This window comes from Rhizobium sp. CF122 (assembly GCF_000282035.1).
GTDB lineage: Bacteria > Pseudomonadota > Alphaproteobacteria > Rhizobiales > Rhizobiaceae > Rhizobium.
Genome location: NZ_AKKA01000018.1, coordinates 1 through 13,247, shown reverse-complemented (window position 1 = coordinate 13,247; position 13,247 = coordinate 1). Strand labels below are relative to the sequence as shown.

Annotated in this window: 12 protein-coding genes; 6 read left to right on the top strand and 6 right to left on the bottom strand. The window is 59.0% G+C overall.

Annotated elements, in window-relative coordinates; translation table 11 throughout:
• Nucleotides 1-21: 21 nt before the first annotated feature.
• Nucleotides 22-1,212 (bottom strand): efflux RND transporter periplasmic adaptor subunit, encoded by a 1,191-nt coding sequence (locus tag PMI09_RS04365; RefSeq protein ID WP_007789268.1) that lies wholly within the window; start codon nucleotides 1,210-1,212, stop codon nucleotides 22-24.
• A gap of 437 nt (nucleotides 1,213-1,649) precedes the next feature.
• Here PMI09_RS04365 and PMI09_RS04360 point away from each other — a divergent pair, with 437 nt between their 5' ends.
• The 4 genes from PMI09_RS04360 (at nucleotide 1,650) to ku (PMI09_RS04345) (ending at nucleotide 4,838) form a co-directional block, all read left to right on the top strand.
• A complete protein-coding gene (locus PMI09_RS04360; RefSeq protein ID WP_007789267.1) occupies nucleotides 1,650-2,387 on the top strand; it encodes a DUF2092 domain-containing protein in 738 nt (245 codons plus the stop codon).
• Nucleotides 2,384-2,713 (top strand): hypothetical protein, encoded by a 330-nt coding sequence (locus PMI09_RS04355; protein WP_007789266.1) that lies wholly within the window; start codon nucleotides 2,384-2,386, stop codon nucleotides 2,711-2,713. The genes PMI09_RS04360 and PMI09_RS04355 overlap by 4 nt, the downstream gene beginning before the upstream one ends.
• 98 nt (nucleotides 2,714-2,811) lie before the next feature.
• A complete protein-coding gene (locus PMI09_RS04350) occupies nucleotides 2,812-3,900 on the top strand; it encodes a DNA topoisomerase IB (protein WP_007789264.1) in 1,089 nt (362 codons plus the stop codon).
• A 128-nt stretch (nucleotides 3,901-4,028) separates the two neighbouring features.
• Entirely contained in the window at nucleotides 4,029-4,838 is an 810-nt protein-coding gene (gene ku, locus PMI09_RS04345; RefSeq protein WP_007789263.1) for a non-homologous end joining protein Ku, read from the top strand.
• Between the two features lie 21 nt (nucleotides 4,839-4,859).
• On the opposite strand, the gene ligD is transcribed toward ku (PMI09_RS04345), so the two are convergent.
• The 4 genes from ligD to PMI09_RS04325 form a co-directional block, all read right to left on the bottom strand.
• Nucleotides 4,860-7,373: a DNA ligase D gene (gene ligD, locus PMI09_RS04340; protein ID WP_007789262.1), complete on the bottom strand. Its 2,514-nt coding sequence runs from the start codon at nucleotides 7,371-7,373 to the stop codon at nucleotides 4,860-4,862.
• 2 nt (nucleotides 7,374-7,375) lie between these two features.
• Entirely contained in the window at nucleotides 7,376-8,203 is an 828-nt protein-coding gene (gene ku / locus PMI09_RS04335) for a non-homologous end joining protein Ku (RefSeq protein ID WP_007789261.1), read from the bottom strand.
• Between the two features lie 9 nt (nucleotides 8,204-8,212).
• The gene (locus tag PMI09_RS04330; protein WP_007789260.1) at nucleotides 8,213-8,482 is read right to left on the bottom strand and encodes a hypothetical protein; all 270 of its coding nucleotides are present in this window, start codon (nucleotides 8,480-8,482) and stop codon (nucleotides 8,213-8,215) included.
• Nucleotides 8,483-8,631: 149 nt separating this feature from the next.
• Nucleotides 8,632-8,988, bottom strand: a complete 357-nt coding sequence (locus tag PMI09_RS04325) for a hypothetical protein (RefSeq protein ID WP_007789259.1) — start codon at nucleotides 8,986-8,988, stop codon at nucleotides 8,632-8,634.
• Between the two features lie 281 nt (nucleotides 8,989-9,269).
• On the opposite strand from PMI09_RS04325, the gene PMI09_RS04320 reads away from it, so the two are divergent.
• Nucleotides 9,270-10,286, top strand: coding sequence for an NAD-dependent epimerase/dehydratase family protein (locus PMI09_RS04320; protein ID WP_052026510.1), 1,017 nt, complete (start codon nucleotides 9,270-9,272; stop codon nucleotides 10,284-10,286).
• Nucleotides 10,287-10,610: 324 nt separating this feature from the next.
• On the opposite strand, the gene PMI09_RS04315 is transcribed toward PMI09_RS04320, so the two are convergent.
• Entirely contained in the window at nucleotides 10,611-11,636 is a 1,026-nt protein-coding gene (locus tag PMI09_RS04315; protein WP_007789256.1) for a substrate-binding domain-containing protein, read from the bottom strand.
• A 313-nt stretch (nucleotides 11,637-11,949) separates the two neighbouring features.
• Here PMI09_RS04315 and PMI09_RS04310 point away from each other — a divergent pair, with 313 nt between their 5' ends.
• On the top strand, nucleotides 11,950-13,215 hold the full coding sequence (locus PMI09_RS04310; RefSeq protein ID WP_007789254.1) for an ABC transporter substrate-binding protein: 1,266 nt from the start codon (nucleotides 11,950-11,952) through the stop codon (nucleotides 13,213-13,215).
• Nucleotides 13,216-13,247 lie beyond the last annotated feature (32 nt).

Genomic DNA, 13,247 nt, shown 5'->3' with positions numbered 1-13,247 from the left:
TTGATTGGGCGTGGTCTCGGTTCATGGGACCTTCGATCCGCTGGGATCCCCTGTTGCCGCGGCAGCGTCTATCGTGATTCTCTCAGGCGTGACCTTCATATCGGGCACGGCCCGTTGAATGCCGGCCATGACCACCCAGTCGCCAGCATCGATACCGGACTCGATAACGCGCATGGACCCGTCGCGCTGACCGATCTTGACGGGTCGCTGCTCGATCACATCGTCCTTGCCAAGCACCAGTACATAGTTGCCCTGCTGGTTGGTGCCGATCGCATCGTCGCGAACGAGAAGCGCCTTGTCCTTGTGGGCGACCGGGACACGAACGCGCACGAAGAGGCCCGGCAGGAGCGCATGGTCCTTGTTATCGATAATGCCTCGAACCGAGAGCGTGCCTGTCGAGGCATCGACCTGCGGAGCGACATAGTCGAGGTGGCCCTTGTGTGGGTATCCCTCTTCGTCGCCCAACCCGATCTCGACCGGTATGCTCGGAAGATCAGTCTGGGTCAGCTTACGCCCTGCCTTTGCAAGGCTCTGCTTGATCATCAGCACCTGCGATTCGCTGACGTTGAAATAAACGTAGAGCGGGTCAGTCTGAACGATCGTGGCAAGCTTTGTCGGGCCGGACACACCGACCAGCGCACCCACATCAACAAGATGGTCGGTCACCGTGCCGTCGAAGGGCGCCACCACCTCCGTATATCCGAGGTTGATATTTGCGAGATCGAGGCTCGCCTGCGCGTTCAGAATGGAGGCGTTTGCCTCGTCGAGCGTCGCCTTGGCGCTGTCGACGGCCGTCTGCGTCGTCACCTCCTGCTTCATGAGATTGACCTGCCGGTCGTATTCCTGCTTCGCTCCAACCTGCGACGCCTGCTGCGAGGCCAGCTGCGCCTGGGCTTGGTCGACCTGCGCCTTATAGGTGTCGCGCTGGATGCTGAAGAGCTTGTCGCCCTTCTTCACGGCAGTTCCATCCTTGTAGTCGATGGTCTCGAGAAAGCCTTGAACTCGCGCTTCGATGTCGACCGCATTGATCGCGTCTGTATTGCCGGTGAGCTCGAAATATTCAACCACCGGCTGCTGCAACGGCTGTGCAACATTCACCTTCGGGGGTGGCGGTGGCACATACGCATTGCTGCCGCTGTCGCACGACGACAAGCCGGCGGCCATTGCAAGAATCCCGATTAGGTATAGCCCCCGATACGATCTGCCACGCATTTCCCCTACCTCGACGGATGCACGAGCTTTGGATTTCATGCGTGCCCCGCAGTGGATCCCAACGCACCAAACGCCGAGGCTAAGTATAGTATGGGACAATGTTTCCGCGAAAAGCAATAGCAACGCAGGCGATAAATAGCTGCCGATGCAAGCTGCGATGTGCGACAAGAGATGAACCTACAGTTACATTTCGGCCGCGAAAAAGAAACGTGCAGTAGCTGTGCTTCCGTTCGATCGACCGAAAGGTGCCAAGCCGTTCTTGAGTGCCCCAAGGGCATGTCTAAGGGATAGCCTCGCTACGCCCTTCTATCGATGGCAATGCCGCCAGCGACGTTAGCGTACCCAGCATTCAACGCGTACCCAATCAACCGTTGTCAAAGTGAGGGCCGAAATTCCCACTGCCGACGCGCTTCAAGGCACTGGTTGCCGCGTGCGCGATGACCGCCGGACTAAGCGGCCCGACCGGGGCGTGGGCTGACGATTCGAAGGCACGTCTGAAGGCGATGTCCGACTACATGGCGGCGCAGAAGACATTCTCCTTCGACTATGTCTCGTCGGTGGAGGCAGTAACGCCAGCTTTCGAGAAACTGCAATTCGTCAGCTCCGGCACTGCCACCATCAGCCGACCAGACAAGTTCCGGGTAACGCGTGTCGGTGGCTTTGCTGACTTGGATGTCGGCTTTGACGGGACGAAACTGACCGTACATGGCAAGAATCTCGACGCGTACGCCCAGATCGACGCGAAGGGGAGCCTTGATGAGCTTTTTGATCGGCTGCAGAACGCCGGCGCAGAGATTCCCGGCTCCGATCTCCTGCTCTCGAACAGCTTCGATACGCTGATGGACGGCGTCACCGAGGCCAAGCACATCTCAAGCGCGGTCGTCGACGGCGTCGAATGTGAATACCTGACTTTCCGGAAAAATGACATCGACTGGCAGATTTGGATCGAGACAGGATCGACGCCGATCCCGAAGCGCTATGTCGTCACCAGCAAACATGTCGTCCAAGCACCGGAATACATGCTTGAAGTCCGGAATTTCCGCGCGGGAGAAGATGTGAAGGTCGCAAACGTCGCGATCGAGATTCCGGGCGATGCAAAGAAGGTTGATTTGAGCGAACTCGGTCAGATCGATGAACTGCCGGCGCCGACAGGCATGATGGGAGACGCACAATGAAAACCGTCGTAAGGATTTTCGCCTTTGCGCTCGCAGTCGCCTTCGCATCCCTTGACGTCAGCATGGAGGGCAGTGACCTGACGACCCTGACGTTCAGGGTATCTACCCCGGCCGAGGCGGTGATCGGGCATCCCCTGACACCGCTCTCCTACGCGGGTGTTGCCCGTCGGACCACCCGCCGTGTCGTCCGCAGAACGAACGTGTACATCAGCACTCTGCCGGCCGGTTGCGTCTACGGTGCGTACTACGGCGGATATTATTACCGCTGCGGATCACTCTACTACGCCAAGAGCGGTGCTACCTACGTTCAAGTGGTCATTGAATAGCAGGCTCACCGGGCTTCCTGGCAGCCGTCAGCGGAGGTATTAACAGTTACCATCAATGCATCGGAACCTACCGGGGGCAACGGCGTTTCCCGCTCACTGTGGACCAGAGAGCGACCTATAAATGCGAACTTGACGAGAAACTGGCGGCTGCGCTCAGCGAGCCACCGGCAGTCGGCGGTCTGGTCTTTGTCGCGAACCTGGAAACCGGCATAACGAGGCGAGCCGGCAAGAATGGATTTCTCTATTACGACACCAAAGGCACGCGCATCAGCGATCCGACGGAACTCGAGCGAATCTCGGCTTTAGCCATTCCGCCTGCCTATACCGAGGTTCTCATTTCCGCGGATCCGAATTCCCACCTGCAGGCCACCGGCCGCGACGCACGCGGCCGCAAGCAGTATCGTTACCATCGCGAATGGACTGCGGAGAGGGACAGAAGCAAGTTCGAGCGGCTTGCCGATTTCGGCTCGGCGCTCCCGGCAATCCGCAGGAAGGTGGATTCCGACCTCAGGCGTCGGGCGCCCGATTTCGACAAAGCGCTCGGGACGATCGTCTGGCTGCTGGATAATCTCTATATCCGTGTCGGCAATGCAAGCTACGCTTCGGAAAACGCCTCCTACGGCCTGACGACGCTGCGCAACAGGCATGTGAAAATATCGGGCTCGAGCATTCACTTCCGCTTCAAGGGCAAATCTGGGAAGGAATGGCGCCTCAGCCACAGCGACCGGCGCATCACGCGCGCCGTGCGCATGCTCCAGGAACTGCCGGGCCAGCAGCTGTTCCAGTATATCGACAACCATGGCGCCTCCCATCCCATCCAGTCGCAAGATGTCAATGCCTACATAAGACAGGCATCCGGAGCCGATTTCAGCTCCCGGCAATTTCGCACGTGGGGTGCAACGCAAATGGCTGCGATAGGGCTTGCGGCGCTCGAACCGGAGCAAAGCCGGCTTGGGCGCGCGCGACAGATGAACGAGGTCATCGATGCGGTTGCCGCACGCCTCGTCAACACGCGCGCCGTATGCAGATCGTCCTACGTCCATCCAAGGGTGTTCGAAAGCTTCGAAACGGGCGAGCTGGCCAAGCTCGCTAGCGCCCGGCCGAGCAGAAACGCCAGATTGCTGCGCTGGATGGATCAGGGTGAAATCGCCGTGCTACGCTGGCTGAAAGGCCTCAACGGCCACTGACAGCGACTATTTCCCTGTATGCGCACGCTTCGCGACGCTTGCAATGGAACCAAACTGCAGCTCACGCCGTTATGAGGAATTGCCGCGAATGCGGCCACGGGAGATGGCGCCAGGGCGCCAGGGCGCAAATGGCACGTCAGACCTATTGGAAGGGCTATCTCAAACTGTCACTCGTTACCGCAGCGGTGTCGCTGACACCGGCGACGACAGACAGCAACCAGCTTCGATTTCATGTCCTGAACCGAAAGACGAAGAACCGCGTCGAAAGCCGCTACGTCGACAGTGTCACCCACAAGCCGATTGCCGATAAGGATCAAGCCCGGGGATATCCACGCGGCGAAGACGACTATGTCATTCTGGAGGACAAGGAGCTCGATGAAGTCGGGCTGGAAAGCACGAAGACGATCGACATCGATACCTTCGTGCCGCGCGGCTCGATCGACTGGATCTGGTACGACAAACCACATTTTCTCACCCCGGAGGACAAGGTCGGCACCGAAGCTTTTTGCGTGATCCGGGAGTCGATGAAGGCAAACGATGTCGTCGGTATCGCCCGACTTGTTCTCTACCGGCGCGAGCGGGCAGTTCTGCTTGAGCCGCAGGGCAAGGGCATCATCCTCTGGACGCTACATTTCGGCGACGAGGTTCGCCCGCCGGCAGCGACACTGGACAGCCACAGCAAAGTGGATGACACCGTGCTCTCCATGATGAAGAAGCTGGTGAAGGACCGGACCGAGGACTGGCAGCCTGCCATGGTGCAGGATCCGATCCAGAAACGGCTGAGGGCGATGATCCGGGCGAAGCAGAAAAGCCTCGTCAAAGCCACACCGCCATCCGCCAAGCGGCCGGCACCGAGGCCGACGGGCAACGTCGTCAATATCATGGACGCTCTGAAAAAGAGCCTCGCCAAGGAAACAGGCCGTCCGAAATCTCACTGAGACATCGCAACTAGTAGTCCGTTATTTTCGCCTCTCGAGCGGGACGGCGGCAGCAAAGAAGTCCACCCACGGATCGCTTCTCAAGGTATCGAGACGCGCGGGCGCGTTGTCGACCGTGAAATAGGCCGGACCTATTTCCTCGGTCAACTCTTTCCACTCAAGCGGCATGGAGACGGCAGCCCCCGGCCGCGCACGCGTCGAATAGGCGGCGACTGCCGTGTTGCCGCGCCCATTGCGCAGGTAGTCGATGAAAATCTTGCCGGTCCGCTTCGCCTTCGTGGCGGTCGCGAGATATTTGTCCGGCTGATCTTTCGACATGCCATCGGCGAGTGCCTTGGCGAAGGCCTTGACCTGAACCCAGCTCGCCTTCGGTTTCAGCGGCGTCACGACATGCAGTCCCTTGCCACCGGAGGTCTTGACGAAGGCCGCGAGACCGGCCGCTTCCAGACGCTCCTTCAGCTCGTTGGCGGCGGCGATCACATCTGTCCAGCTGACACCATCGGCCGGATCGAGATCCATGGTGATCATGTCGGGTCGTTCCCAGCTGGCTGTCGTGGCACCCCAGGGATGGATCTCCAGCACGGCGGATTGGACAAGCGCAATCATCCCGTCGAAGTCCACTATGCGCAGCAATTTCTCGCCGCCTCTGTCCTTCGGATCGGTGATCTGTTCGATGCTTGAATTCATGCCCTTCCAGGCATGCTTTTGGAAAAACCGCTGCCCGCCGATACCATCAGGACAACGCAGCAGCGCCAACGGCCGCTTGGTCACGTAGGGTTCGATGAAGCGCCACACCCGCGCATAATAACTGGCCAGCCCTTGTTTTGTGATGCCCTCCTCCGGCCAATAGATGCGATCCGGGTGCGTGAGCGTGACCTTGGACTGAGGCAGTTCCTGAGCAGTTGTATTTGTTGCTTCGGGCATCACATCCTCTGGCGCCTTGTCTTCCCTTAACCCACGAAACGCGGCGTGCCGCAAATTGTGGTCCGCCGACCATGCCTGAAACTCGACCTCGGCAACAAGCTTCGGAGTGACATAAACAAGCCCGCGTCGTTCCTCTGCGGTGAGCTCATCGTCGAACGAACTCTCTCTCTGTTCCATCGCCGACAGCGTCTCATAGAGCTCGTGCGCGACATTGACGCTGAAACCTGTTCCGACCCGGCCCACATGCTCCAGCTTGCCATTGCGGTAGACGCCCATCGCCAATGAGCCGATCGCATTCTTCATCGAGGTCGAAGGCACATAGCCGCCGACTACGAATTCCTGCCTCTGCAGGCACTTCGATTTGACCCAGTCGCCGGTGCGCCCGGACACATATTCGCTGTCGGCCATTTTCGAAATAATGCCCTCGAGACCGAGCTGGCGGGCATGCTCCAGCACCACGGCACCCTTCTCGGCGAAATGCTCGCTGTAGCGCAGCCCTCCGTCAGCATCTGCCAGCAGCCCCTGCAGCAACTCCTTACGGCTGGTGAGCGGCGCTTGCTGCAGGTCGTATCCGTCGAGATAGAGCAGATCAAAGGCGTAAAAGACGAACCGATCGTGACGCCCTTCGCTGAGATCGTTCTGGAGGGCCGAAAAGTCGGAGGCGCCGCTTTCCCGCTCGACGACGATCTCTCCGTCCATGATCGCCGACTTGGCCGGCAGTGCCGCGAAGGCGTCAACGATCTCCTGGCCGAACTTTTCGGTCCAGTCGAGCCCACTGCGCGTCGAAAGCACGGCCTTGCCGTTGTCAAGCCGCACCTGCAGCCGGTATCCGTCGAACTTGATTTCGTGGATCCACTCTTCGCCCGACGGTGGTTTGGCCTTGAGCTTGGCAAGCTCGGGCTCGACAAAGGCAGGCATCGGGGCCTTTTCGGCGCCCTTCGGCCACTCATGTCGTTTCGGCTTCGCCCGGGCCGCTACAGGCTTCACAGAGGCCGGCTTTGATGTGCCCTTGGGTCGGGAGTTCCAGGTGGCGTCAGGGTGCTTGGCCACCTCGTCGATCTTGCGGCCGCTTTTCACCGATTCCGGCCGCTGTTTGAGAATGTCGCCTTTGTGGCGAGCCTCGGCGTCTTCTGCCTTGATGAGCAACCAGTTTTCCTGCCGTTCACCCGGTTTGCCGTGCATGCGCACGAGGTGCCAGCGACCGCAAAGCTTCTCTCCGTCGAGGTCGAACTCCATGTGGCCCTTTTTGTAGCCCTTGTGCGGATCGCCATTCGGCGTCCAGGTGCCCCGATCCCAAACGAGCACCGTGCCGCCACCATATTGCCCCTTCGGGATGATGCCTTCGAAGTCGCCATAGTCCAGCGGATGGTCCTCGACGTGAACGGCAAGCCGCTTTTCATCAGGATTGAGGCTTGGCCCGCGAGTGACGGCCCAGCTCTTCAGCACGCCATCGAGCTCAAGCCGGAAGTCATAGTGAAGTCTCGTCGCATCGTGTTTCTGAACGACGAAGCTGAGCGCTGCTGGTACTGGAGACTTGCCGCCACGCCGGCTCCCCCGCGGCTCAGGCGTTACCTGGAAATTGCGTTTTGCCTGATAGGCCTCCAGAGCCATGGTTAGCTCGCCTTCGTCTGCCCGCTAGCGGCGCGCTTGCCGGCCCGTGGCTTAGCACTCAGCTTGGCGCTCTGACGCAGGGCATCCATGAGATCGATGACCTTGCCCTGAGGCTTTGGCTTCGCTTTCGGCAGCTCCCTGCCCTCGATTTTCGCCTTCACCAGCTCCGAAAGCGCCATCTCGTAGCGATCGTCATACTCCTGTGGATTGAAGGCGCCCTTTTTCGTGCCGATGATATGGCCGGCTAGTTCGAGCATTTCCTCATCGAACTTCATCTCCGGAATATCCTTGAAGACCGCATCCGGCTTGCGGACCTCGTAGTCGAAGCTCAACGTCGTCGCGACGACATGGTCGTCCTGCGGCCGGATCAGGACCGTGCGGTTGCGGCGGAAAAGCACCGCCTCTGCGATCGCCGCAACCTTCTGATCGCGCATCGCCCGAGCGATCAGCCCGAGCGCCTCCTCGTCATCTTCGCCCGCCGGAGCCAGATAGTAGGGCTTATCGAAATAGAGCTTGTTGATTTCGTTGTAGGGCACGAAGTTCTGGACGTTCAGCACTTTGTCGCTCTCCGGCATGACGCCGGCAATCTCATCGCCCTCGATCACGATGTATTCGCCGTTGTCCAGCTGGTATCCCTTGACCTGATCATCGCGTTCAACGGCCTTGCCGGTCTCGCTGTCGACGAACTGCCGCTCTACGCGATGACCGGTCTTGCGGTTGATGATGTTGAATGAGATGCGGTCCGATGTGGAGACGGCGGTATATAGTCCCACGCCGCACACGAGGTCCCCGACCTTCAGATGGCCTTTCCAGCTTGCCCGAGCTGCCATGACATTCCCTCAGTTGTCGTTCTGCAGTTTACGCCGGCGCCTTTCGTCCAAGGCTATGATCTTCTCAACGGATGCGACGTCGTCGCTCGTCACCACCGGAACCGGGTCGGCAGCGATAGCTTCGAGCACATCCTTCGACAGTCCTCCGTTGCGGATCACCCATTCAAGAGTTTCGCGGGTCTGGCGTTCGGCCTTGAGCTGCGCGTAGAGCGCAATAATCAGCCGGTCTCGGGCATCTATCTGCCCGCTCTTGCGATCGATCTTTCGGATGTGAGGCACGTGATCACCCGCCCGCGTTTGCAACGAGAGGATTCAACAGATTGGAGGCGAAAAAGTTCCGGGACCCCGCGGCTCCGGCGCTCTTTTTTGCGTCGATGGCAACCCTGGAACCGCAGCACAGCAGATGAAACGATCTTTTCCTTGCCCTCTCAATGTTTTGCTGGCCCCCTCGAGATCGTGGAGCCGGTTGCCGAAACCGGATCGCTCGCCGGAAATGTGCCTTCCAATCCCTCATCGAGCTGTTCTTCTATGGCGTTGCGATCGCCTGCTGCACGGGCGCTCAACCGCGCCGTCGGTCCATCAGAGTTGACGTCACCGGCCTCGGCGGCAGCCATCTCCAACATGACCGCCTTGGCCAATTCGACTGCATTCCTTGAGTTGACGGATTGCGCCTCGTCATTGCGCAACAGCACGGAAACCACCTCCCCGCCGTCGCCTACGAATTCCACCGTGAAGCCCAGCTTGCCGCCCATTTCGGGAACCACCTGTGTGCCGACAACCTGCATGACGCTCTCCTTCAGCTCTTTCCTTCAGGGAAAACGGGAGCCACAAGCGAATGTTCCGAGGTGCTTCGGCAGGGCGATGGGCACAAAATACGGAACAATCAAATGCCACCGGCCATCTTGCGAGGCTGACGGCGGCCATTGCGCCGACTGCGGTTACTTACGGAGCGGAAAAGTCAGCTGGTCATACTACCTTTTGCGGCAATGTGGCGACGTCGTGATTTTAGTTTGTAGTGGAGCCACCTGTCTCTAAGTTGGTGATGTTGCGAGCTCTGGTGAATCCAATGCGACAAGCTGTGATCGTCGGCGGAACGGGCCAGATTGGCCAAGCGGTAGGACAGAGCCTACTCCGAGAAGGATGGCGCGTCACGGCTTTGAGTCGTTCTCATGCGGCTTTGATGCGCGACTGCAACCATGTCGAAGTTGACGCGCGTGATACTCAAAAGCTGACCGCAATTGTTGGCGACAGGACCGATTTGCTGCTCTCGTGCGTTGGATTCGACGAACGTGACGCCGAGTGCCTTATACAGGCGGGCCGCGCGGCAGGACGGATCGTTGCGATTTCAAGTGCAAGTGTCTATTGCGACAACGATGGGCGAACACTCGATGAGGCCTTCGAATGCGGATTTCCAGTTTTCGAGTTACCACTTAATGAGCAAAGCCCAACCGTTGCCCCCGGTTCTAAAACCTACTCGACACGCAAAGTCGCGATGGAAAATAAGCTTCTAACGGGCGCGTCATGCCCGGTTACTATTCTGCGTCCTTGCGCCATTCATGGACCTCAAAGCAAGCACGCACGGGAATGGTGGTTCGTGAAAAGGTTGTTGGACGGTAGAGCCGTTATTCCGCTGGCGTATCAGGGACCTAGCCGTTTCCAAACCACATCTGTTTCCGCCATCGCTGACGCGATTTTGAAAGCAATGGCCGGAAAATTGCCAGCCGTTGCAAACGTCTCCGATGCGGATAGCCCTGCCGTTTCAGAGATCGGTCGCGCGATCATGAATGTGATGGGCGTGGAGGCAGAGCTAATTGGTCTGCCTGAGACGGCGTCATACCCTCCAGAGCTTGGCGCGACCCCTTGGTCAATCCCTAGCCCTATGATTTGTTCAGCGGCGGCAACAGCGGCGATGACCTATGCCCAGTCTGTTGAACCGACGGTAAGGTGGCTTGTTAACACCGTAGACAGCAATAATTGGCGCGAATACCTGCCACAGTTAGCAGCATATCCAAGAGACCATTTCGACTACCAGTCAGATGAAGATGCCTTAAGGTTACAGGGTACCAAATCGTTGGCCGACTAGTATTTCTGCGATAGCCGGGAGACCGCTTGGTCTACGATCTGTCTCTGCGGCACTTGCGAACTAATGCCAAAAAAAAGCCACCGCTTTACACGGTGGCTAGAGTATGAAGGTCAAGAACCTCCAGAGGGAACAGTTGCTCCTCGACCGGGAGGATGGCCGACATGCGTGAGCAACCGTTGTCAATATGCGGTTTTGGCGCCGTCCGCTCAATCAACCAAGCACCGAAATTCCGCTGACGCAGAAATCATCTTTCCAGCGTTTCGGAAAAACGCGCGATATTGTACCTGCAGCCCGCTCCGTAAACGCAGCATCCGGATATTAACATCAGGACAAGGACTGCCTCGCCGGCCCCGTCGATTCGCGCAGGATCAGTTCGACAGGCCACAATTCGTGGATCTCCAGCGGAGACCGCCCTGACAACAGCTGCAGCACAAGATCGGCACATCGCGATCCCGCCGCACGCATCGACGACCGCGTTGCCGAAAGCGACGGCACCATGTTGTCTGCAGTCAGATATGGAAAGACATCGTCATGCGCGATGACCGAGACATCCCGACCAATCTGAAGCCCCAGCGACCGAGCCGCACGATAAACGCCGAGCGCCGTCATCATTGATCCCGCAACGAAGGCCGTTGGCGGGTTGGGCTGTTCGAGGAAAGAGCGTGCGAATCGGAAGCCAAGCTCGTCGGTGAAGTTTCCACTCGCCATCAGCTGCGGATCAGGCTCGATACCGTGGCTCTGGAGAGCCTTGCGGAAGCCACTGTCTCGATGAAGGGCATAGGTCGCGCCCGGCCGCCCGTTGATCATGGCAATGCGCCGATGACCGAGATCGATCAAATGCGATGTTGCCCGCTTGATCGCACCTTCGTTATCGATGTCGAGCCAGGCATGCGGCACGTCGATGGCAGATCGGCCATGCACAAGAAACGGCATGCCGAGTTCGTGGAGCAGCGCAATGCGCTCATCGTTGGGCTTGGGCGAGTGGACGATGATCGCATCGACGCGCCGGCTCTCCACGAGTCGCCGGTAGAGCTGCATCTCGTCTTCATGATTCGGATCCGCCATCGGGATGACGAGAATGTCGGTCTCATCCGCGACCAGTCGCTCCGCCATGCCGGCCATGAACTCGGCGAAGTGGAATTCGCCGGCACGCCCCATCACCACGCCGATTGCCCCGGCCCGGCCGGTCTTCAGCCGCACAGCATTGACGTTCGGACTGTAACCCAACTTGACCGCGGCTTCCGCAACACGCGCGCGTGTCGTCTCACTCACCTCGGGATAGCCACTCAGGGCACGACTGACTGTTGTGGGGGACAATCCCACCTGTTTCGCGAACTCTTTAAGCTTCATGCGACATTGCGTCTTTCGTGCTGATCCAGCCGGCTGCGCCAGCAAATGCTGTCTTCCCTTATGGCCTAAGCATAGCAGCATACAAACAGCCAAACCGTTTTCAATTTTAGATATTCCTCGGCCGGAGATCCTGCTCTTTTCCCACAACCGAATTCAGCGGCATCCCTATGATTTTGCTTTGTTATCAATATTTGATCGCGGTTGTACGACTTTGACCCGAGCACCCGCTTGACTCAATATCGACCTTCTGACAGTTTTTTCCAGCCAAACCGTTTTCAATTTTTCCAATGTTTGGTTCTTTTGGGAGGAAGATATGACGTTTCGTTTCACAGCGGTCGCCGTCGCGGCCGCGCTGATCGGTATCGCACAGCCCTCGTTCGCGGCCGATATCAGCATTTCCGCAAGCTCGACCGGCAAGAATCTCGACCTGTTCCGCAAGCAGCTCGATGCCTTCGAGAAGGCGACCGGCAACAAGGTCAGCATCGTGACCATGCCGTCGTCGTCCACTGAACAGTTTTCGCAGTATCGCCTCTGGCTCGCCGCCGGCAACAAGGACGTCGACGTCTATCAGACGGACGTCATCTGGGCGCCGCAGCTTGCCGACCAGTTCGTCGATCTGAAGGATGCGGCAAAGGACGTCGTCGGGGATTTCTTCCCGTCGATCATCGCCTCGCAGACCGTGAACGGTCGCCTCGTCGCCATGCCGCTCTATACCGATGCGCCGGCGCTCTTCTACCGCAAGGACCTGCTCGACAAGTACGGCAAGCAGCCGCCGAAGACCTGGGACGAAATGGCGGCGACCGCCAAGGAAATCCAGGAGAAGGAACGCGCCGCCGGCCAGAAGGATCTGTGGGGCTATGTCTTCCAGGGCAACGCCTATGAAGGCCTGACCTGCAACGCGCTCGAATGGGTGAAATCGTCGGGCGGCGGCCAGATCATCGAAGCCGATGGCACGATCTCCATCAACAACGAAAACGCAGCAGCAGCGCTTGACCGCGCCAAGGGGTGGGTCGGAACGATCTCGCCCGGCGGCGTGCTGGCCTACCAGGAAGAAGAGTCCCGCGGCGTCTGGCAGACCGGCAATGCCGTCTTCATGCGCAACTGGCCCTACGCTTACGCTCTCGGCAATGGTGGAGACAGCGCCGTCAAGGGCAAGTTCGATGTGACGACGCTTCCGGTTGCCAAGGAGGGCGACACGCCGTCCTCGACGCTCGGCGGCTGGAACCTTGCCGTCTCCAAGTACTCGCAGAACCAGGACGCCGCGATTGCCCTCGTCAAGTTCCTGACCTCCAAGGAAAGCCAGAAGCAGCGCGCGATCGAACTCTCCAACCTGCCGACGCTGGTGGCGCTTTATGATGACAAGGACATCGCGGCCGCACAGCCGTTCATGCCGAACTGGAAGCCGATCTTCCAGAACGCCGTTCCGCGGCCGTCGGCATCCGCCAAGGTCAAGTACAACGAGGTCTCCTCGAAGTTCTGGACCGCCGTTCACAACTCGCTTTCGGGCAACGGCACCTCCGCAGAAAACCTCGAGCTTCTCGAGGCCGACCTGACGACGCTGAAGGGCGAGAACTGGTAATCGACGGCATCGGCAGGGGCGGACGTCCGCCG